The following is a 21,734-nucleotide window of genomic DNA, read 5'->3' as shown; positions in this document are numbered from 1 at the left end:
TTACAAGTATGAAGTTTATAGAATCGTTAAAGAATGTTTGGAAAATAGAAGAACTAAGAAACAGAATTACCGTTACACTTGGTTTGTTATTAGTTTATCGTTTTGGTACTCAAGTTGTACTTCCTGGTATTGATGCTGCTCAATTAGAGGGCTTAGCAGATAGTACCGACTCAGGTATATTAGGATTACTAAATGCCTTTACTGGAGGTGCATTTGCAAATGCTTCAGTATTCGCTTTGGGTATTATGCCATACATTTCTGCTTCTATTGTGGTTCAGTTAATGGGAATTGCTATTCCTTATTTACAAAAATTACAAAAAGAAGGCGCAAGTGGTCAAAAGAAGATTAATCAAATTACACGTTGGTTAACTATTGCTATATGTTTATTACAGGCTCCAGGTTACCTGGCAAGTTTACCGGCATTAGGGATTCCTACAAGTGCATTTTTATTAGGTCAAGGGCCATTATTCTATTTCTCATCTGTTTCTATCTTAGTAACCGGGTGTATCTTTGCGATGTGGTTAGGAGAAAAAATTACGGATAAAGGTATAGGCAATGGTATTTCACTATTAATTATGGTGGGTATCATTGCTCGTCTACCAGCCGCTTTTCTTCAAAACGCTGCGACTAGATTAGAAGGAAATAACGTGATGTTAATTCTTTTCGAATTAGTACTATGGTTCGCAATTATCTTAGGTGCAATCATGCTTGTTATGGCTGTTAGAAAAATAGCTGTTGAATACGCAAGAAGAACCGCAACTGGTGGCTATGAAAAAAGTGCTGTAGGGTCTAGACAGTATATTCCATTAAAGCTTAACGCTTCTGGAGTAATGCCTATCATATTTGCACAGGCTATCATGTTTGTTCCAGGTTTAATTGGTGGATCTTCTTTATTAAAGGAGACTGCAACCGGAATGTGGTTACAAACAAACTTTGCAGATATCTTTGGTCTTTGGTATAACGTTGTATTTGCATTCTTAATTATTGTATTTACATATTTTTATACTGCAATTACAGTACCAACGAACAAAATGGCTGACGATTTAAAACGCAGCGGAGGTTTTATTCCAGGTATTCGTCCTGGTTCAGAAACTTCAGAATATCTAGATAAGATAATGTCTCAAATTACCTTACCAGGTTCATTATTCTTAGCACTTATAGCTATATTTCCAGCTTTCATTGTTAAGTTAATGGGTGTACAACAAGGATGGGCATTATTCTTTGGTGGTACTTCACTAATCATTTTAGTAGGTGTTGCTATAGATACTATGCAACAGGTAAACTCTTACTTGTTAAATAGACATTATGATGGCTTGATGAAAACAGGTAAAAATAGAAAAGCAGTAGCTTAAATATTATACTATGGCAAAACAGGCAGCAATAGAACAAGACGGAACAATTATTGAAGCATTATCAAATGCGATGTTCCGTGTTGAATTAGAAAATGGTCACATTGTGACAGCACATATCTCTGGTAAAATGCGTATGCACTATATCAAACTTTTACCGGGAGATAAAGTAAAATTAGAAATGAGTCCTTACGATTTGTCTAAGGCTCGCATAACTTATAGATACTAATACGATGAAAGTTAGAGCATCCGTTAAAAAAAGAAGTGCAGATTGTAAAATCGTGCGTAGAAAAGGTAGACTTTACGTGATAAACAAAAAGAATCCTAGATTTAAACAAAGACAAGGTTAAATTGTACATGAGTTATTAGGGCTTAGAAGTTAGATGAGAATCTGTTTGAAATAGAAATGTTTAGGATTCTAACAACTAAAAACTAGCAACTAGAAACTAAAAACAATATGGCAAGAATTGCAGGTGTAGACATACCAAAAAACAAAAGAGGAGTTATCTCTTTAACTTATATCTACGGAATAGGTAGAAGTAGAGCAAAGGAAATATTAGCTCAAGCTAATGTTGACGAAAGTATTAAAGTTCAAGACTGGAACGACGACCAAATCGCTGGTATTCGTGAAGCTGTTGGATCTTTTACTATCGAAGGTGAATTACGTTCTGAGATTCAATTAAACATTAAACGTTTAATGGATATCGGTTGTAACAGAGGAATTCGTCACAGAGCTGGACTTCCATTAAGAGGTCAACGTACTAAGAATAACTCTAGAACAAGAAAAGGTAGAAGAAAAACTGTTGCTAACAAGAAAAAAGCAACTAAATAATTAAAGTCAAGTTAGTATTTAGCTGTTAGATGAATCTGTTTGAAATGTAAAAGTCTAGGATTCTATCACTAACAACTAACAACTAGAAACTAAAATAATATGGCAAAATCAAATACAAAGACTACTAAAAAACGTAAAGTTATAGTAGATTCTGTTGGAGAGGCTCACGTAAATGCTTCTTTTAACAACATCATCATCTCATTAACTAACAAAAAAGGTGACGTAATTTCTTGGTCATCTGCTGGTAAAATGGGATTTAGAGGTTCTAAAAAGAATACTCCTTATGCTGCTCAATTAGCCGCTGAAGATGCTGCAGCTGTAGCTTCAGAAGCTGGGTTAAAGAAAGTAAAAGTATATGTTAAAGGTCCAGGTAATGGTAGAGAATCTGCTATTCGTTCAATCCACAATGCTGGTATCGAAGTAACAGAAATCATCGATGTTACGCCACTACCACACAATGGATGTAGACCTCCAAAACGTAGAAGAGTATAATTTTTACTCAACATATTTTTATAAAGAAATTAATATCAGCTTAATATACAGCTGGTATTAATTTTTTTTATATATTTGCACACCGAAAAAAACAAGTATTAACGAGAGATTAACGATTATCGGAGGATAAGATTTAGACCTTAATCCATAGTCACTCTCAAAAACAATTAGAAATGGCAAGATATACTGGTCCTAAAACTAAAGTAGCTCGTAAATTTGGAGAAGCTATTTTTGGAGACGATAAGTCTTTTGAGAAAAGAAATTACCCTCCTGGGCAACACGGAAACGCTAGAAAGCGTGGAAAAAAATCTGAGTACGCTATCCAGTTAGAGGCTAAGCAAAAAGCGAAGTACACTTACGGAATCTTAGAAAGACAATTTAGAGGTTTATTTAAGAAAGCAAGAGCTGCTCAAGGTATTACAGGTGAGGTTTTATTACAACTTTGTGAATCTAGATTAGATAACGTAGTATACCGTATGGGTATCGCTCCATCTAGAAGTGGTGCTAGACAATTAGTATCTCACAGACACATTACTGTAAATGGTGAGTTAGTAAACATTCCTTCTTACCAATTAAAAGCTGGAGATGTTGTAGCTGTAAGAGAGAAATCTAAATCTTTAGATGTTATCGAAAGATCTTTAGCTAACTCAAGCAACGTTTATGAGTGGATTACTTGGAATGACGATACTAAACAAGGAACTTACGTTTCTGTTCCTGCTAGAATTCAAATTCCAGAAAACATCAACGAGCAATTTATCGTCGAGTTATACTCTAAATAATAAAAATAAATTATTAACAACATTGGTATTTGGCCAAAGGGTTTGTTCGTACTTCTTCAAACTTATAAACCGCGCAACCAAGTAACAATTAAAACGAAGAAAAAAAATGGCAGTATTTAATTTTCAGAAGCCCGACAAAGTAATCATGATTGATTCAACAGATTTTGAAGGGAAATTCGAATTTCGTCCTTTAGAACCTGGATACGGTTTAACAGTTGGTAACGCATTAAGAAGAGTACTTCTTTCTTCATTAGAAGGGTTTGCTATTACTTCTGTTAGAATCGAAAGTGTAGATCATGAGTTTTCAACGATTGCTGGTGTAGTAGAAGATGTTACAGAAATCATCTTAAACTTAAAGCAAGTTCGTTTTAAAAGACAAATTGAAGATATCGACAACGAGTCTGTATCAATTTCAATTTCAGGTCAAGAGCAAATCACTGCTGGAGATTTTCAAAAGTTTATTTCTGGATTCCAAGTGTTAAATACAGAGTTAGTTATCTGTAACTTAGATCCAAAAGTTAACTTTAACATGGAAATTACAATTGAAAAAGGTAGAGGATATGTACCTGCAGAAGAAAATAAAAAAGCTGCTGCGCCAATAGGAACAATCTTTACAGATTCAATTTACACACCAATTAAAAACGTTAAATATAGTATTGAGAACTACCGTGTTGAGCAAAAAACTGACTACGAAAAGTTAGTATTTGAAATCATCACAGACGGTTCTATCACTCCTCAAGATGCATTAACTGAGGCTGCCAAAACGTTAATTCACCACTTCATGTTATTCTCTGATGAGCGTATTACATTAGAAGCCGATGAAATTGCACAAACTGAAACATATGATGAAGAATCATTACATATGAGACAGTTACTTAAAACGAAGTTAATCGATATGGATTTATCGGTTCGTGCACTTAACTGTTTAAAAGCTGCAGAAGTTGATACATTAGGTGACTTAGTATCATTTAACAAAAACGATTTAATGAAATTCAGAAACTTCGGTAAGAAGTCTTTAACAGAGCTTGAAGAGCTTGTTAATGTTAAAGGTTTAAACTTCGGAATGGATTTAAGCAAATACAAATTAGATAAAGATTAATTACTTCATAATTTGCTCCTCAATAGTGGGTTGAAGCAAGATGAAGTTTAAAACCAAAAGTCATGAGACACGGAAAAAAAGTAAATCACTTAGGTAGACAAACTGCACATAGAAAATCTATGTTAGCTAATATGGCTTGTTCTTTAATCGAGCACAAGCGTATTAACACTACTGTTGCTAAAGCTAAAGCTTTAAAACAATTTGTTGAGCCTTTAATTACTAAGTCTAAAGAAGATACAACTCACAACAGACGTGTAGTTATGTCTAGATTAAGACAAAAAGACGCAGTAACAGAATTGTTCAGAGATGTTGCAGCTAAGATTGCAGATCGTCCAGGAGGTTACACAAGAATTATTAAACTTGGTAATCGTTTAGGTGATAACGCTGATATGGCTATGATTGAACTTGTAGATTACAACGAGCTTTACACTGCTGGTAAACCAGAGAAGAAAACAACTCGTAGAAGTAGAAGAGGTGGTTCTAAACCAGCTGCTGCTCCTGCTGTAGAAACTCAAGCTTCAAACGAAGAAGAATAAATGATTGAAAGCATTTTAAATATTAAAGGATAAACTATTTTAGTTTATCCTTTTTTTTGCGCAATTTTGCAAAACTTTTTTAGCGAATACATGAAATATCAAAAAAGACAAAAAGCCATCATTCTTTTAGCAGATGGTACCATTTTTTATGGTAAGGCAGTAGGAAATAAGCAAGGAACGGCGTTCGGTGAAGTATGTTTTAATACTGGTATGACCGGATACCAAGAGATTTTTACAGATCCTTCTTATTTCGGACAAATTATGGTGACTACCAATGCGCACATTGGTAACTACGGAACTAATGCAGAAGAAATTGAATCTGATTCAGTAAAAATCGCTGGGTTAGTAGTTAAAAACTTTAGCTACGAGTATTCAAGAGATGCAGCAGACAGTTCTTTAGAGGAGTTTTTAGATAAAAATAATTTACTAGCTATTTCAGATGTAGATACTAGAGCATTAGTAAGCTACATTAGAGATAATGGTGCTATGAACGCTGTTATTTCAACAGAGGTTGATAACATTGAAGGTTTAAAAAAGCAATTAGCTGAAGTGCCAAATATGGAAGGTTTAGAATTAGCTTCTAAAGTTTCTACAAAAGAGCCGTACTATTTTGGTGATGAAAACGCGACTTATAAAATTGCTGCTTTAGATATCGGAATTAAAAAGAATATCTTAAGAAACTTAGCAAAGCGTGATGCTTATATCAAAGTATTCCCATACAATTCTAAATTTGAAGATTTAGAAGCATTTAATCCAGATGGATATTTCTTATCTAACGGACCTGGAGATCCAGAACCATTAGCAGATGCACAAGAAGTAGCTAAAGAAATTATCAAAAGAAATTTACCATTATTCGGTATCTGTTTAGGACACCAGGTTATTGCATTGGCAAATGGTATTTCTACCTATAAAATGCATAACGGACACAGAGGTATTAACCACCCTGTAAAGAATATGGTAACAGGAAAAGGAGAAGTAACTTCTCAAAACCACGGTTTCGCGGTAAATAGAGAAGAAACTGAAGCACATCCAGATGTAGAGATTACTCATGTACACTTAAATGATAATACCGTTGCAGGTATTGCCATGAAAAGTAAAAATGTATTCTCGGTACAATACCACCCGGAAGCGAGTCCTGGACCACACGATTCATCGTATCTTTTTGATCAGTTTATAGAAAATATCAAAAATAAATAGTATTAAATCCTCAAAAAACATTAAGATTTTTTGAGGATTTTCTTTACTAAAACGTTATAGCGAATATTTTGAATATTTCTTAAAAAACATCTTAAATAAGATAAGATTTAAACGTAAATTTGAATAAATAAAAGATTTAAAAATAACCAATTATGAGTGTAATAATTAATATTCACGCAAGACAAATTCTTGATTCTAGAGGGAATCCTACTGTTGAAGTAGATGTAGTTACTGAAAATGATGTTTTAGGAAGAGCTGCTGTACCATCAGGAGCATCAACAGGAGAACACGAAGCTGTCGAGTTACGCGATGGTGGTAGTGCATATATGGGTAAAGGTGTTTTAAAAGCTGTAGAGAATGTAAACTCTATTATTGCTCCTGAATTATTAGGAGTGTCAGTTTTCGAACAAAACCTTATCGATCAAATTATGATTGATTTAGATGGAACTAAAAACAAATCTAAATTAGGAGCTAATGCTATTTTAGGAGTGTCTTTAGCTGTTGCTAAGGCTGCTGCTGGAGAATTAGGTTTACCATTATACCGTTATGTAGGTGGTGTTTCTGCTAACACATTACCGGTACCAATGATGAATATTATTAATGGAGGTTCTCACAGTGATGCGCCTATCGCATTCCAGGAGTTCATGATTATGCCTGTTAAAGCGAAAAACTTTACACACGCTATGCAAATGGGAACTGAAATTTTCCATAACCTTAAAAAAGTATTACACGACAGAAACTTAAGTACGGCTGTAGGTGATGAAGGTGGATTTGCTCCAACTTTAGACGGAACAGAAGACGCTATCGAGACGATTGCTAAAGCTGTTGAAAATGCTGGATATAAGTTTGGTGAAGAAGTTAAAATCGCTTTAGATTGTGCTTCTGCTGAATTCTACGAAGGTGGTGTTTATAACTACGCTAAATTCGAAGGAGAAACAGGTGTAACCAGAACAAGTAAAGAGCAAGCTGAATACTTAGCAGAATTAGTTTCTAAATACCCAATTATCTCAATCGAAGATGGTATGGATGAAAACGACTGGGAAGGATGGAGCTACTTAACAGAGTTAGTTGGTGATAAAGTACAGTTAGTTGGTGACGATTTATTTGTAACTAACGTAGAACGTTTATCGAGAGGTATCGAAAACGGTATTGCAAATTCAATCCTTATTAAAGTAAACCAGATTGGATCTTTAACAGAAACTATTGCAGCTGTAAACATGGCGAAAAACGCAGGATACACTTCTGTAATGTCTCACCGTTCTGGCGAAACTGAAGATAACACGATTGCCGATTTAGCTGTAGCTTTAAACTGTGGACAAATTAAAACAGGATCTGCATCACGTAGTGATCGTATGGCAAAATACAACCAATTACTTAGAATTGAAGAAGAATTAGGTGATGTTGCTTATTTTCCTCAAGAAAATGCTTTTAAAGTAAAGTAATACAAAGTCATAAAATTTTCAAAAAAAGGCGGTTATTGTTTAATAATCGCCTTTTTTTATACTTAGATTCTAAACAATATGTTAATTGGTGAAATCTTTGGTTTGATCTCCTTTATAAGTAGATAGATATTTATTAAATTAGCGATCCAATAAAATTAAATTAAACAATCATTAAATACATATGGCTAATACTGCTACCATTGAAATAAACGGAGAAAAACATGAATTTCCGTTAATTGAAGGAACAGAGAAAGAAGTTGCAATAGATATTACAAATTTAAGAACAGCGACAAACGGAGTAATAACTATAGACCCGGGATATAAAAATACAGGCGCATGCGAAAGTGGGGTTACTTTTTTAGATGGTGAGCAAGGTATTTTAAGATATAGAGGTTATAGTATTGAAGAATTGGCCGAAAAGGCTGATTTCCTAGAGGTTGCTTATCTTCTAATTTTCGGAGAACTTCCAACAAAAGAACAAAACGAAAAATTTCATAACGATATTAAGGCAGAAGCTGTTGTAGATGAGGATGTAAAGAAAATTGTTGAAACATTCCCAAGATCTGCACACCCAATGGGTGTAATAGCCTCTTTAACGAGTGCGTTAACAGCATTTAATCCATCTTCAGTGAATGTAGATTCAGAAGAAGATATGTACAGGGCTATTGTGAAAATTTTAGGTAAATTCCCTGTTTTAGTAGCATGGACTTTACGTAGAAAGCAAGGCTTACCATTAAATTATGGTAGTGATGAAATTGGTTATGTAGAGAACATCTTAAAAATGATGTTTGAAAAACCTAATCACCCATATGAACAAAATAAAGTTTTAATCAATGCTTTAGATAAATTATTGATTTTACATGCAGATCATGAGCAAAACTGTTCAACTTCTACAGTAAGAATTGTAGGGTCATCGCACGCTGGATTATTTGCTTCTCTTTCAGCTGGTATTTCAGCTCTTTGGGGACCATTACATGGTGGTGCCAATCAAGCGGTTTTAGAAATGCTTGAAGCTATTAAAGCCGATGGTGGAGATACTAAAAAATATATGGCGAAAGCTAAGGATAAAAGCGATCCGTTCCGTTTAATGGGATTCGGACACCGTGTATACAAAAACTTCGATCCAAGAGCTAGAATCATTAAAAAGGCTGCTGATGAAGTGTTAGGAGACTTAGGTGTTCAAGATCCTATTTTAGATATAGCTAAAGGTTTAGAAAAAGAAGCATTAGAAGATACCTATTTTGTAGATAGAAAATTATATCCGAACGTAGATTTCTATTCAGGAATCATCTATAGAGCTATGGGAATCCCAACCGATATGTTTACGGTAATGTTCGCATTAGGTCGTTTACCAGGTTGGATTGCACAATGGAGAGAAATGCGTTTACGTAAAGAACCAATTGGAAGACCAAGACAAATTTATATTGGGGCTACCGAAAGAAAATTTGTTCCAGTAGACGAGAGATAATATTTTTGAAATATTAGTGTATAAAAGAAAGGCTTTATAAGATTTACTTATAAAGCCTTTTTTTATATTTACACCATGCTAAAACTGAATATACAAAACGAAATTTCTAAGCTTAAAGCAGTTGTTCTAGGAACAGCAGAAAGCAACGGCCCTACACCTAAGGTTGAGGAATGCTACGACCCTAAAAGTATCGAACATGTGCTGGCAGGGACCTATCCAAAAGAAGCAGATATGATTCAGGAAATGGATGCTGTTGCCAAAGTTTTTGAGAAGTACGGGGTTCAAGTGTTTCGTCCTGATGTTATTAAGGATTGTAATCAGATATTTTCTCGTGACATTGCTTTTGTTATAGAGGATAAAATGATTCGGGCCAATATATTACCTAATCGCGATAAGGAAGTGCATGCCATAGATTATATCTGGAATCAGGTGGAAGAAGAGAATAGAATTATTCTTTCGGAAGAATGCCATGTTGAAGGTGGCGATGTCATGCCATGGGACGATTATATTTTTGTTGGAACTTACTCAGGTGAGAATTACCCAGATTTAATTACTGCGCGTACCAATATGGATGCCGTTATTGCTCTGCAAGAATTATTTCCGGAAAAGACCGTGAAGTCATTCGAGCTAAGAAAATCTAATACTAATGCTAAGGAGAATGCTTTGCATTTAGACTGTTGTTTTCAACCTTTAGGAAAAGGAAAAGCAATTCTTCATAAAAATGGCTTTTTAATTGATCGGGAATACCAATGGTTGGTTGACTTTTTCGGAGAAGAGAATATATTTGAAATCACGAAAGACGAAATGTATAACATGTATAGCAATGTGTTTTCAATTTCGGAGGATGTGGTAATTTCAGAGAAAAGTTTCACGAGATTAAACGATTGGTTACGAAAAGAAGGCTTTACTGTTGAAGAAGTGCCTTACTCGGAAATTGCTAAACAAGAAGGTTTGTTACGTTGCTCAACGATGCCTTTAATTAGGGAATAATATGTTTACAACTATCCAGACTGCAATCGTTTGGTTCAATGTGAATGGAAATATTTCCTAAGTTGGTTATTTCGCTATGCAGATAGTCTTTTAGTTTATGCGATAAATCATGTCCTTCTTTTACGGTTATATTGCTGTTTACCATGGCATGCAGGTCTACATGATAACGCATACCAGACTTTCTAATGTAGCATTTTTCGGTAGCTAAAATTCCTGGGACTTCAAGCGACTTTTCTCTTATCTCAAGAATTAGGTCGTCGTAAAGATGTTCATCCATTATTTCACCCAAAGCAGGTCTGAAAATCAAATAACTATTGTAAAGGATAAAACCTGAAGCCAGAAGAGCAGCCCAGTCATCGGCAGTTTCATAACCTTCACCAAAAATTAAGGCAATAGAAATACCAATAAAAGCCATGACTGATGTGATAGCATCGCTTCGGTGATGCCAGGCATCAGCCTTAAGTGAAGAACTATGCGTCTCTCTGCTTTTTCTAATGACAATTTGAAACGAGATTTCTTTCCAGATAATAATAGCTCCCAGAACAATTAACGTCCATGGTTTTGGAGTCTTGTGTGGCGTTTGTATATGTTCAATACTTTCGTAGCCAATAATCGTAGCCGAAGTCACTAAAAAAGCCACTACAATAAATGTAATTAAAGGTTCTATCTTTCCGTGCCCATACGGGTGATTGTCATCGGCTGGTTTTTTTGCATATTTAAGTCCAAGTAACACCAGAACAGAAGAAAAGATATCGGTGGTCGATTCAATGGCATCGGCAATTAAAGCATACGAATTACCAAAAACTCCAGCAAGCCCTTTTATTAAGGCTAAACTAGTGTTGCCTATAATGCTGAAATATGTGGTTTTTATGGCAGTTTGTTCGTTGCTCATTTAACTATCTAGACCTCTTTCTTTAATCGAAAAATTTTAATAAAACGAAGTTAATTTTTTTATGGCTAAAATCACGAATCTTCTTTGTTAAATACTAAAACAGATATGTTTTTATACTGTAAATAATTATACTTTTGTATTGAAATTTATAGATATGCAACAGACAACAAATACCATTTTAATGATTCGTCCAATAAACTTCAGGATGAATGAACAGACCGCTGTGAATAACTATTACCAAAAGGTTATTGATAATTTATTACCTCAAACGGTAAACGCAAAAGCACAGGAGGAATTTGATGCTTACGTTGAAAAACTACGTGGTATTGGGTTGAATGTAATTGTTGTTAATGATACTGAGGAATATGATACTCCAGATTCTATTTTCCCAAATAACTGGGTGTCTTTTCATGAAAATGGAACGATTGCCTTATACCCCATGTTTGCAGAAAACAGACGTTTAGAACGTAGAGAAGAGGTTCTTTTGGCTGTTGAAGAAGCCGGTTTTGTTATTCATGATGTTGTAGATTATACCGAAGCTGAAGATGAGGGCGTTTTTTTAGAAGGTACCGGAAGTTTAATTTTAGATCGTGTAAATCGTAAAGCTTACTGTGCGTTATCACCTCGTGCAGATGAAGAGTTGTTTATTGAGTTTTGTGAAGATTTTGAATATTTTCCTGTAATATTTACTGCAAATCAAACGGTAAATGGCGAGCGTAAAGCCATATATCATACTAATGTTATGATGTGTTTAGGAGAAACCTTCGCGGTAGTGTGTTTAAGTAGTATAGACGATAAAAAAGAACGTAAAAATTTATTAACGCATCTAAAATCTGATGGTAAAGAAGTTATTGATATTACCGAAGATCAGGTAAATAATTTTGCTGGTAATATGCTTCAGGTAAAAGGCGATAATGATGAGCCTTATTTGATTATGAGTGCGGCCGCTCATGCCTCGTTAACCGAACAACAAATAAGTAAACTTGAAAAGCATACTAAAATTTTATCAAGTTCTTTAGATACTATTGAAGCTTGTGGTGGAGGAAGTGCGCGTTGTATGATGGCGGAAGTATTCTTGCCTAAAGCTTAATTAATAGGTTTAGATTTTGGTAGTTGAATGTAGAATGTAGTTCCAACATTTAAAGTGCTTTCAACCCAGATTTTACCGTTATTAAGTTCTACAAGTTCTTTGCAGATAGACAGTCCTAATCCAGTGCCTTTTTCGTTGTTGGTGCCTAAAGTGGTGAACGAACTGTTTTTAAATAGTTTGTCCATGTTTTCTTTTGAAATGCCGATGCCAGTATCGGCTACGCTAATAATACAGCTACCATTACTAATGTGGTTATTAACTGTTATGGTGTCTCCTTTTTTACAGAATTTTAGTGCATTGGCCAATAGATTCTGAATAACGATTTCAATCATACTTCTATCGGCATAAGCAAAGTCACGTAAAGAATGGTCTATAAGTTCGATGCCTTTGCTTTCAAGGCGCTGTTCAATAAGTTTTACTTTAGCTTCAAAAACTTCCTGAATATCAAATAATGAAGGTTTTGGGTCTAATGACTGCATTTGAGATTTAGACCAGTTTAGTAAGTTGAAAAGTAGTAAAGAAGCATTATTTGCGTTTTCACTTAATTCTGGAATTAAATTATCGAATTCTTCACGAGTTAATGAACCTTCTTTCATTAAATTGATAAAGCCGTTAATTGAAGATAAAGAGTCTTTTAAGTCGTGAGATATAATAGAGAATAATTTGTCTTTTACATTGTTTACATTTTCCAGATGCTGAGTCTGTTCAGCGAAAGCTTCGTTTTGTAATTGAATTTTAATGTTTTTTTCTTCTAATTCCTGAGTGTATTTTATATTGCTGTTGCGCTTAACGTAAATTAAAATTAAAAATGTTGATACAATGGCTAAGGCAGCTAACAATCCGTAAAGAACAACTTTAAATTTGTTTATACCCGTTTGCGTTTCCTGAACTTGACTTTCAAAGTTATTAACAGGTTCTTGAGTGGTTGTTGAAACCTCTTTGTCAAAATTCGGGTTAAATTCTAAATCGGAAGCTTTAATAGTTTTAATTTCGCTGGAACCTTTTTGTTCTATGTTTTGTTTTAAATCGTAATATTCACGTTGCCAAATGTAAGCTCTGTCAAATCTATGTTTAGTAGAATCCAGATCTTTCATGAGTTTGTAATAGGTTAATAACTCATTGTTGTTACTAATGCTTTTTGCAATTGTACCCGCTTCATAAAGTTGCTGTTCGGCAAGGTTTAATCGGTTTAAGCGCAAGTTTAAGTCTCCTAAACCATTTAAAGCCAGTAGTAAACCGGCTTTATCATTAGAATTTCTGTTTAGTGTTAACCCTTCAAGGAGGTATTGAGAGGCTTTGTCGTAGTCATTGAATTTTAAATATTCCCGACCGAGCTTCGGGTAAACCCTTCCTCGAATGGAGTCGTTATTTTTATTTGTCCGATTGAGGACTGTTTCATAAAATTCTATAGACTTTCGGTATTCTTTATTACTCGAATATAATTCAGCTAATTGTAAGTTGGTTTTTAAAATACCTTCATTATCGTTTAACTGTTCGAGAACATCGAGAGCTTTCAAATTAAATTTTATAGCATAATCTGTGGCTCCGATATTGTAATAAGCTTCAGCTAAATTGGTATAAGCCAGAGATAGATCGGATTTTAGATTTAAACTTTCTAATTCCTTAATAGCAGCTAAACAATATTGTAAACCTTCAGAATAATTGCCTCGTTTAATTTCTAAAAGCCCAATACTATTGTTCACTTTAGCAACGCCCGTAGAATCGTTAAGGTCCTGATAAATAGATTTAGACTTTTTATATCCGTTTATAGCGTTAATATAATCGCCTTTTTGGGCATAGATTAAAGACTTGTAGTAAGTACTTGCAGCAATACCTTTAGTGTAATTTAAACTATTGGATAATTTTTCACTTTCAACTATATACTTTACAGCCTTATCGTAATTTTTGTTGTTATAAAGTAATTCAATGATTTTAAGAGAAGTTTCTACTTTAAGTGAATCCTGTGTTTCGAAAGCCAATTGTATAGAAAGACTATCTAACTCTTGAGTTTGTGAAAAACCAAGCAGTGTAGATATAGTAAGTACAATTAAAGTAATTATTCTCCTCATACAATATTCAAGTTACAAAAATGAATAAAGCAGTAACTAAAGTCATCTTTATTGAGGGAATTAAAGATTTGCTTTATTAAGCTGTAATGTTAATATGTTTGTTTTTTGTTTAGAGTCTAAAAGGGACTTGGATTAATAGCTTTACATAACAAAATTAGAAAATGCTATGTTATAATCTAATTTCTCTGTTTTAATGCCAATATTTTAGATAAAACGACAAGGTGCTATTTTGAAAAACATCGACGAATAGATGAACGGTAAAAATCATGGAAAAACGACGAAATTATCGATGAAATGCACCCGTGTTTATTGGGGTTGTCGAATGTTCTTAGTAAATTATTGTTGTTGAGTTGTTTGGGTAATTTTGAAGCAGGTTTTGATTAAAATTTCGTTAGGCTGAGATAAGCTTAATTTTTAAAGCTATTTTATGAGGAAATGCTTTAAGAAAAGTTTTATCTTTGCTGACCTAAAAAATGACCATAAATGAGCCTTCAACAGACTTTACAAAATCAAGTAAAACAAGCCGTTTTAGCATCTTTTGATGTATCGATTGATACCGTAGAATTTCAAGCAACAAGAAAAGAATTTGCAGGAGATATTACAGTCGTAATTTTCCCAATGTTACGCTATGTAAAAGGAAATCCTGTGCAAATAGGGGAAACTATAGGGAATTACCTTGTTGATAATGTTGAAGAAGTAAAAGCTTTTAATGTCGTTAAAGGGTTTTTAAATGTTGAAATCAGTGATGCTTACTACATGAACTTTTTCAATGGAATAAAGAATGCTACAGATTATGGTTTTGTAACACCAAGTCCGGAAGATAAAGCCATAATGGTTGAGTATTCATCTCCAAATACGAATAAGCCATTACACTTAGGACATATTAGAAACAACCTTTTAGGTTATAGTGTTTCTGAAATTTTAAAAGCTTCTGGAAAGAAAGTTTATAAAACACAAATTATTAACGACCGTGGTATTCATATCTGTAAAAGTATGTTGGCCTGGGAGAAATTTGGTAACGGAGAAACTCCTGAAACGACAGGTTTAAAAGGAGATAAGCTGGTAGGAAACTATTACGTGAAATTCGATCAGGAATATAAAAAGGAAATAGAAACTTTAGTTGCTGAAGGTAAATCACAAGAAGAAGCAAAAAAGGAAGCGCCTTTATTATTGGAAGCTCAAAACATGCTTCGTAAATGGGAATCTGGAGATGAAAAAACAGTTGCTCTTTGGAAAACCATGAACGGATGGGTATATGACGGATTTGCCGAAACTTATACCAACATGGGAGTAGATTTCGATACGTTATATTACGAAAGTAATACCTATTTATTAGGTAAAGAATTTGTTGCTGAGGGGCTTAAATCGGGTGTATTCTTCAAAGAGGAAGATGGCTCGGTGTGGTGTGATTTAACCGAAGAAGGATTAGATAAAAAAATTGTTCAACGCGCCGACGGAACAGCGGTTTACATGACACAGGATATTGGAACGGCAATTCAGCGTATTAAAGATTTTCCTGATGTTGGTGGGATGGTTTACACTGTAGGTAACGAACAGGATTATCACTTTCAGGTATTATTCATCATTCTTAAAAAATTGGGATTTGAATGGGCTAAAAATCTTTACCATTTAAGCTACGGAATGGTAGATTTACCAAGTGGAAAGATGAAGAGTAGAGAAGGAACCGTTGTAGATGCCGATGATTTAATTGATGAAATGGCGACGACAGCCGAAGAAATCTCAGAAGAATTAGGTAAACTTGATGGTTATACTGAAGAAGAGAAAAAGGCATTGTATAAAACGATTGGTTTGGGCGCTTTAAAGTATTACATTCTTAAAGTCGATCCTAAGAAACGTATTTTATTCGATCCTAAGGAATCTATCGATTTTCAAGGGAATACAGGGCCTTTTATTCAATATACTTACGCTAGAATTCAGGCGATTTTAAGAAGAGCAGATTTCGATTATTCTAAAAATTTAACTGTTTCGGAAATTACTTTACATGAAAAGGAAAAGGAACTTTTAAAACAGTTAGAGTTATTTCCGGAAGTGATTCAAAATGCGGCAACACAACATAGTCCGGCTTTAATTGCAAACTATACGTACGATTTAGTAAAAGAGTTTAATTCATTTTACCAGAATGTATCCATTTTAGGCGCGGATAATGATGATGAAAAAATATTTAGAGTTCAGCTTTCTAAACAAGTAGCCAATACTATAAAAAATGCATTTAGTGTTTTAGGAATTCAGGTTCCTGAGCGTATGTAGGTTTTTTAAAATTATAGAAAAGTAATGGGACCAATTTGGTCCCTTTTTTGTTTTACTTAATTAATTTATATAACTGATTATGAGTTTTTTGTATTGATTAGTCATTTTTAGGGGACAAATTCATCAATCTTAAGTTTTTGTTTTGAAAATTATAACTTGTTTGTTTTCTTTAAGTTAAGAAAATATAAAATGAAAGTCGTTCAGAATATTTACAGACAGCATACGTTTTCAGATAAAGGGCAAAATGTACTTATACATCCCATATCCTTATCGGTTTACAATAAAAAGAAAAGAATAAAATTGTACTGGATTTTAGTAACAATAGTATTGTTACTAAATGTAAGAGCCTTAGGGATTTATATAATGGTATTTAAAAAGTAAAAGAATTATTTACCGTACAAAAAGTAATGGTTAGCTAAATCTATGTATTGGCGTTTAGCTTCATTTTCACTTATATTTTTCACCTGAAATAAAGCATTCGTTTTAAATGCATTTATAATGGCTTTTTTACTATTAGGTTTACTATATGAATTAGTTGCCTTTTTGTAATAGGCATAAAGACTTAAAAGCACATCAGCTGGAAACGGATCGGTGTAAGCATTTACACGATCTACAGCATCTTGAAACTCTTTATCTAATTCTTCAGTACTACTCATTGGTTTCTGCAATAATACTTTCTCCACCTCTTACTTTTTGGTTTAATTTTACTTTAATATTGGTGTCTAAGGGTAAAAATAAGTCAACTCTTGAACCAAACTTTATAAAACCAGAATCAGCACCTTGAATAGCGGCATCATCTACTTTTGCGTAGTTAACAATACGTTTAGCTAAAGCACCTGCAATTTGTCTGTAAAGTACTTGTCCGAAAGTTTTGTTTTCAACAACAACCGTAGTACGTTCGTTTTCTTCACTGGCTTTTGGATGCCATGCAACTAAATATTTTCCTGGATGGTATTTGCTAAAAACAACTTTACCGCCAATAGGGTAGCGTGTAACGTGCACATTTATTGGAGACATAAAAACACTTACCTGAAGACGTTTTTCGTTGAAAAACTCTTTTTCAAAAACTTCCTCAATAACTACAACTTTACCATCAACAGGTGATACTACTTGTTTGTCGTTAGGTTTTGTATGTCTTTTTGGGTTTCTGAAAAACTGAAGTATAAGTATTAAAAATACTAAAAGAATTAGCCTTAAAGCCAATTTTAACCATTCAATAGTTACAAAATTATCAACTAATACAGTAGATGAAATTACCAGTATAAACGTAACAATAATTATCTTATAACCCTCTTTATGAAACATAATGTAACAATCTTAAAAATAAATAAATAAACGGGGCAGTAAATATAATGCTATCTAATCGGTCTAATAATCCACCGTGTCCAGGCATAATAACACCACTGTCCTTAACGTTAGCTTGTCTTTTAAATTTAGACTCTACCAAGTCTCCTAAAGTCCCGAAAACACTAATGATAATGCTTAAGACTAGCCAGCTTGTAAAGTTTAAAGTTTCCGCAAAGGTACTAATAAAATAACTTGCTATGCACGAAAAAAATAGTCCGCCCATAAAACCTTCAACAGTTTTTTTCGGAGATATTTTTTCGAAAAGTTTTTGCTTGCCAAAATTCTTTCCAACCAAATATGCGAATGAATCGTTAATCCACACTAAAAGAAAGGATCCCAATAAAATATTAGGGTTATAGGTATCGTGATAGCCGGCTATTAAAATTAAAAATACGAAGGCACTCGACAGATAGAATGTGGTTAGAAGAAATCGTTTAGAGCTGAAAAGGGGTATTGTTTTTTCGGAGAACAAATCTTTAATCAAGAATAGATTCACAAAAATACTAAGTACCATAAGTATCTGCGTGGCTTCATCAAGTCCTTTTGTGTTAATGATTAAATGCCAGTAACCAAAAATGGTATAAAGGATAACGAATATGATATAAGGGACAAAGTTTTTTAATTCAATTAGCTTATTGAATTCGTTCAAGGATATCAAACCAAAAATAAAAAACAGGCCTATTAGTAAATGCTCGAATTGCATGCAAACAAGCAAAAGCAGGACGTAAAGTACGCCGGAAAGTGATCGAGTTAGAATTTCTTTCATTCTATAAATCTTCTAAAAGGAGTAAGTATAAGTTTTTGGCGCTACTACCGTAACTAAGAAAATCTTTTTCGTGACTCGATTTAAAATGTTTTATGGTCGTGATATTTGTTGGTATTTTTTGTTTGTTTTTTGCCTTAATGCCTCTTAAGCCTTCACCTATGTTTTCAACAATTTGACTGGTTGTGGCAAAAACGACAAAATTTTCAGGTAATTCAGGTAATTTCTTTTCGAAAATTTGTTTAGAAGAAATAAGTAAAGAGCCATCGTTGGCAATTAAATTTTCGCAAGTGGTTAAGAAAAAAGAAGCTTCGCTAACTTTATTTGACATCTTAAAACCAAAACTTTTAAATTTTGAAATTAAATGTTCGTCGACGACTAAAGCTGTTTTGTCTTCCCAAGCATTTTCTTCAAGTATACTTTGTAGGTTCTGAAAGATTTCATTCAAATTCTCACAATACAGAAATTTACCACCATTAGCTTTAAAATTTATAGTAAACCTTTCATCTATAGGGAGTTTTATTTCAGGCATGTATTTGCCTCTTTCATCCGACTTTATTTCGTCGTCTGACGTATTAGATTTTGAACCAAAAATTTTTCTAAAAAGACTCATTAGTAAGCTTGCTATTAATACATTGTTTCCTGAGGACAACCAAATATAAAAAATCTTAAATTAACCGTACGGTTAATTTAAGATTTTTGCTAAAAGGTTTATAAAATAAGGCTAGAGCCTATTCTTGTTTTGTTTCAACTTCTTCTTTTACAAACTGACGTTCCCCAAATATTTTTTCAAGATTGTCTTTAAAGATCACTTCTTTTTCGAGAAGAACTGTAGCAAGTTCGGTAAGTTTATCTTTGTTTGCCTCAAGTAATTTAACAGCTCTTTGATATTGGTTTTCAATAATATCTGAAATCTCTTTATCGATCAGCTCTGCTGTTTGTTCACTGTAAGGTTTTGTAAAGCCGTACTCACTTTGTCCTGATGAATCGTAATATGTTAAGTTACCTATTTTATCACTTAAACCGTAAATGGTAACCATGGCTCTGGCTTGTTTGGTAACTTTTTCTAAATCGCTTAAAGCTCCTGTAGAAATTTTACCAAAAATAACTTGCTCGGCAGCACGACCACCTAAAGCAGCACACATTTCATCTAACATTTGCTCCGGACGAACGATTAAACGTTCTTCTGGTAAATACCATGCAGCTCCTAATGAACGTCCACGAGGTACAATTGTAACTTTCACAAGTGGTGCAGCATGCTCTAGCATCCAGCTTACAGTGGCGTGACCAGCTTCGTGGAAAGCAACAGCACGTTTTTCACTTGGTGTAATGATTTTATTTTTCTTTTCTAAACCACCAATAATTCTATCGACAGCGTCAAGGAAATCTTGTTTGTCAACCGATTTTTTACCATTTCTCGCAGCAATTAAAGCAGCTTCGTTACAAACGTTTGCAATATCTGCACCGGAGAATCCTGGAGTTTGTTTCGATAGGAAATCTAAATCTAAATCCTGTGCTTTTTTAAGCGGACGTAAATGCACTTCGAAAATTTCTTTACGCTCACGAATATCCGGAAGGTCTACATAAATCTGTCTGTCAAAACGACCGGCACGCATTAATGCTTTATCAAGGATATCGGCACGGTTGGTTGCTGCTAATACAATAACATTAGTATTAGTTCCAAAACCGTCCATTTCGGTTAATAATTGATTTAAGGTGTTTTCACGCTCGTCGTTACTTCCAGACATGGCATTTTTGCCTCTGGCACGACCAATAGCATCAATCTCATCGATAAAAATAATAGATGGTGATTTTTCTTTAGCCTGCTTAAATAAATCTCTAACACGAGAGGCACCAACACCAACGAACATTTCAACGAAATCAGATCCTGATAACGAGAAGAAAGGTACTTTAGCTTCACCTGCAACAGCTTTAGCTAATAAAGTTTTACCTGTTCCCGGAGGCCCTACTAATAAAGCTCCTTTAGGAATTTTACCTCCTAATGTGGTATATTTTTCAGGGAATTTTAAAAAGTCTACAATTTCCTGTACTTCTTCTTTTGCGCCTTCTAAACCAGCAACGTCTTTAAATGTTGTTTTTACTTCGGTATTCTGGTCGAATAATTTGGCTTTAGATTTTCCAATATTAAAAATTTGTCCGCCTGCACCACCACCGGCACCTCCAGACATACGTCTCATAATGAAAACCCAAACCGCAATTAGTAAAATAAACGGAAGGATACCCATTAACAGGTTTGTCCAGTTATCGTGTTCCTGATCGAATGAGATAACAGGTGAATTAGGAAGATTTTCCTTAGCTTTATCTATGTCGCCTTCAAATTTTTCAAGACTACCAAATTCAAAAGTATAGTTTGGTAACTTCGTTGCCGAGGGGATAAAGCTTGTAGATTTAGAATTTTTGTGAATGTCTTTTTCTAAAGCTTCATCGGTAAGATATACTTTAGCAACATGTGTATTAGTAATCACATCTACTTTTTCTATATCACCTTCTTGTAAATATTTGAAAAAGTCGCTTGGTGTTATTTTTTTACCTTCTTCGTAACCACTGTTTCCAAATAGTTGAAACCCTAAAAAAAGAGCAATTAAAATACCATAAATCCAGTACGGACTGAATTTAGGTTTGTTTTCTTTTGTATTTTTTTTGTTGTTTGCCATACGTTTTAGTAACTCGTTTCTATAACCGTTGTTTTTGCATCACCCCAAAGACTTTCAATGTCATAATATTGTCTGATATGTTTTTGGAACACGTGTACAACAACGTTTACGTAATCGATTAATACCCATTCAGCATTGTCTTCTCCTTCAACATGCCACGGGTTATCCTTAAGTTCTTTGCTTACTTTTTTCTGAACAGAATTTACTATAGCGTTTACTTGCGTATTTGAAGTACCTTCGCAAATTATAAAGTAATCACAAACCGTATTTTCAATTTCTCTTAAATCTAAGATACTAATACTTTGCCCTTTTACATCTTCGATACCACTAATTATAACCGATATCAACTGGTCTGCGCTTATGTTTTTTTTCGCCATTAAATTATTTTGAGTTTATGCAAAGTTATTATTTTTTTATTTCTTTATACCTTAAAAAAGTATTAAGAT

Annotated in this window: 23 protein-coding genes; 15 read left to right on the top strand and 8 right to left on the bottom strand. The window is 33.9% G+C overall.

What is annotated here, in order from left to right:
- Window positions 1-8 precede the first annotated feature (8 nt).
- The 12 genes from secY (at window position 9) to R1X58_RS02730 (ending at window position 10,184) form a co-directional block, all read left to right on the top strand.
- Window positions 9-1,352: a preprotein translocase subunit SecY gene (gene secY / locus R1X58_RS02785; protein ID WP_240571836.1), complete on the top strand. Its 1,344-nt coding sequence runs from the start codon at window positions 9-11 to the stop codon at window positions 1,350-1,352.
- A 10-nt stretch (window positions 1,353-1,362) separates the two neighbouring features.
- Window positions 1,363-1,578 carry a translation initiation factor IF-1 gene (infA, locus tag R1X58_RS02780; RefSeq protein ID WP_028289261.1) on the top strand — a complete coding sequence of 72 codons (216 nt, stop codon included), beginning with the start codon at window positions 1,363-1,365 and terminating at the stop codon, window positions 1,576-1,578.
- A gap of 4 nt (window positions 1,579-1,582) precedes the next feature.
- Window positions 1,583-1,699: a type B 50S ribosomal protein L36 gene (ykgO, locus tag R1X58_RS02775; RefSeq protein ID WP_013305171.1), complete on the top strand. Its 117-nt coding sequence runs from the start codon at window positions 1,583-1,585 to the stop codon at window positions 1,697-1,699.
- Between the two features lie 107 nt (window positions 1,700-1,806).
- The gene (gene rpsM, locus R1X58_RS02770) at window positions 1,807-2,181 is read left to right on the top strand and encodes a 30S ribosomal protein S13 (RefSeq protein ID WP_188214821.1); all 375 of its coding nucleotides are present in this window, start codon (window positions 1,807-1,809) and stop codon (window positions 2,179-2,181) included.
- Window positions 2,182-2,280: 99 nt separating this feature from the next.
- Window positions 2,281-2,673 carry a 30S ribosomal protein S11 gene (gene rpsK / locus R1X58_RS02765; RefSeq protein ID WP_240571835.1) on the top strand — a complete coding sequence of 131 codons (393 nt, stop codon included), beginning with the start codon at window positions 2,281-2,283 and terminating at the stop codon, window positions 2,671-2,673.
- 173 nt (window positions 2,674-2,846) lie between these two features.
- On the top strand, window positions 2,847-3,452 hold the full coding sequence (gene rpsD, locus R1X58_RS02760; RefSeq protein WP_240571834.1) for a 30S ribosomal protein S4: 606 nt from the start codon (window positions 2,847-2,849) through the stop codon (window positions 3,450-3,452).
- Between the two features lie 106 nt (window positions 3,453-3,558).
- A complete protein-coding gene (locus R1X58_RS02755; protein ID WP_240571833.1) occupies window positions 3,559-4,551 on the top strand; it encodes a DNA-directed RNA polymerase subunit alpha in 993 nt (330 codons plus the stop codon).
- A gap of 62 nt (window positions 4,552-4,613) precedes the next feature.
- Window positions 4,614-5,087: a 50S ribosomal protein L17 gene (gene rplQ, locus R1X58_RS02750; RefSeq protein ID WP_188214825.1), complete on the top strand. Its 474-nt coding sequence runs from the start codon at window positions 4,614-4,616 to the stop codon at window positions 5,085-5,087.
- Between the two features lie 90 nt (window positions 5,088-5,177).
- Complete coding sequence (gene carA, locus R1X58_RS02745) at window positions 5,178-6,284, top strand: glutamine-hydrolyzing carbamoyl-phosphate synthase small subunit (RefSeq protein WP_240571832.1); 1,107 nt, start codon at window positions 5,178-5,180, stop codon at window positions 6,282-6,284.
- A 152-nt stretch (window positions 6,285-6,436) separates the two neighbouring features.
- Entirely contained in the window at window positions 6,437-7,726 is a 1,290-nt protein-coding gene (gene eno, locus R1X58_RS02740) for a phosphopyruvate hydratase (RefSeq protein ID WP_240571831.1), read from the top strand.
- A 181-nt stretch (window positions 7,727-7,907) separates the two neighbouring features.
- Window positions 7,908-9,194, top strand: a complete 1,287-nt coding sequence (locus tag R1X58_RS02735; protein ID WP_240571830.1) for a citrate synthase — start codon at window positions 7,908-7,910, stop codon at window positions 9,192-9,194.
- A 75-nt stretch (window positions 9,195-9,269) separates the two neighbouring features.
- Window positions 9,270-10,184, top strand: coding sequence for a dimethylarginine dimethylaminohydrolase family protein (locus tag R1X58_RS02730; RefSeq protein WP_240571829.1), 915 nt, complete (start codon window positions 9,270-9,272; stop codon window positions 10,182-10,184).
- Here the strand turns inward: R1X58_RS02730 and R1X58_RS02725 are convergent.
- Window positions 10,174-11,076 (bottom strand): cation diffusion facilitator family transporter, encoded by a 903-nt coding sequence (locus R1X58_RS02725; protein ID WP_240571828.1) that lies wholly within the window; start codon window positions 11,074-11,076, stop codon window positions 10,174-10,176. The genes R1X58_RS02730 and R1X58_RS02725 overlap by 11 nt on opposite strands.
- 154 nt (window positions 11,077-11,230) lie before the next feature.
- Between R1X58_RS02725 and ctlX the strand changes: the two genes are divergently transcribed.
- Window positions 11,231-12,166 (top strand): citrulline utilization hydrolase CtlX, encoded by a 936-nt coding sequence (gene ctlX / locus R1X58_RS02720; RefSeq protein ID WP_240571827.1) that lies wholly within the window; start codon window positions 11,231-11,233, stop codon window positions 12,164-12,166.
- Here ctlX and R1X58_RS02715 read toward each other — a convergent pair.
- On the bottom strand, window positions 12,163-14,235 hold the full coding sequence (locus R1X58_RS02715) for a tetratricopeptide repeat-containing sensor histidine kinase (RefSeq protein ID WP_240571826.1): 2,073 nt from the start codon (window positions 14,233-14,235) through the stop codon (window positions 12,163-12,165). The two genes, ctlX and R1X58_RS02715, sit on opposite strands and share 4 nt — an antisense overlap.
- Window positions 14,236-14,718: 483 nt before the next feature.
- Between R1X58_RS02715 and argS the strand changes: the two genes are divergently transcribed.
- A complete protein-coding gene (gene argS, locus R1X58_RS02710) occupies window positions 14,719-16,503 on the top strand; it encodes an arginine--tRNA ligase (protein WP_240571825.1) in 1,785 nt (594 codons plus the stop codon).
- A 189-nt stretch (window positions 16,504-16,692) separates the two neighbouring features.
- On the top strand, window positions 16,693-16,884 hold the full coding sequence (locus R1X58_RS02705; protein ID WP_240571824.1) for a hypothetical protein: 192 nt from the start codon (window positions 16,693-16,695) through the stop codon (window positions 16,882-16,884).
- Between the two features lie 5 nt (window positions 16,885-16,889).
- Here the strand turns inward: R1X58_RS02705 and R1X58_RS02700 are convergent, their stop codons facing one another.
- From R1X58_RS02700 to rsfS, 6 genes are all read right to left on the bottom strand, one after another.
- On the bottom strand, window positions 16,890-17,159 hold the full coding sequence (locus R1X58_RS02700; RefSeq protein ID WP_240572672.1) for an acyl-CoA-binding protein: 270 nt from the start codon (window positions 17,157-17,159) through the stop codon (window positions 16,890-16,892).
- Window positions 17,152-17,808, bottom strand: coding sequence for a phosphatidylserine decarboxylase family protein (locus tag R1X58_RS02695; RefSeq protein WP_240571823.1), 657 nt, complete (start codon window positions 17,806-17,808; stop codon window positions 17,152-17,154). Before R1X58_RS02695 ends, R1X58_RS02700 begins: the two co-directional genes overlap by 8 nt.
- Complete coding sequence (locus tag R1X58_RS02690) at window positions 17,798-18,616, bottom strand: phosphatidate cytidylyltransferase (protein WP_240571822.1); 819 nt, start codon at window positions 18,614-18,616, stop codon at window positions 17,798-17,800. The genes R1X58_RS02695 and R1X58_RS02690 overlap by 11 nt, the downstream gene beginning before the upstream one ends.
- Before the next feature lies 1 nt (window position 18,617).
- On the bottom strand, window positions 18,618-19,226 hold the full coding sequence (locus tag R1X58_RS02685; RefSeq protein ID WP_240571821.1) for an LUD domain-containing protein: 609 nt from the start codon (window positions 19,224-19,226) through the stop codon (window positions 18,618-18,620).
- A gap of 118 nt (window positions 19,227-19,344) precedes the next feature.
- Window positions 19,345-21,288: an ATP-dependent zinc metalloprotease FtsH gene (gene ftsH / locus R1X58_RS02680; RefSeq protein WP_240571820.1), complete on the bottom strand. Its 1,944-nt coding sequence runs from the start codon at window positions 21,286-21,288 to the stop codon at window positions 19,345-19,347.
- Window positions 21,289-21,293: 5 nt separating this feature from the next.
- Window positions 21,294-21,665, bottom strand: a complete 372-nt coding sequence (gene rsfS / locus R1X58_RS02675; protein ID WP_240571819.1) for a ribosome silencing factor — start codon at window positions 21,663-21,665, stop codon at window positions 21,294-21,296.
- Between the last annotated feature and the right edge of the window lie 69 nt (window positions 21,666-21,734).

This window comes from Aestuariibaculum lutulentum (assembly GCF_032926325.1).
In the GTDB taxonomy this organism is placed as follows: domain Bacteria; phylum Bacteroidota; class Bacteroidia; order Flavobacteriales; family Flavobacteriaceae; genus Aestuariibaculum; species Aestuariibaculum lutulentum.
This window is presented reverse-complemented; position numbering and strand designations above follow the sequence as displayed.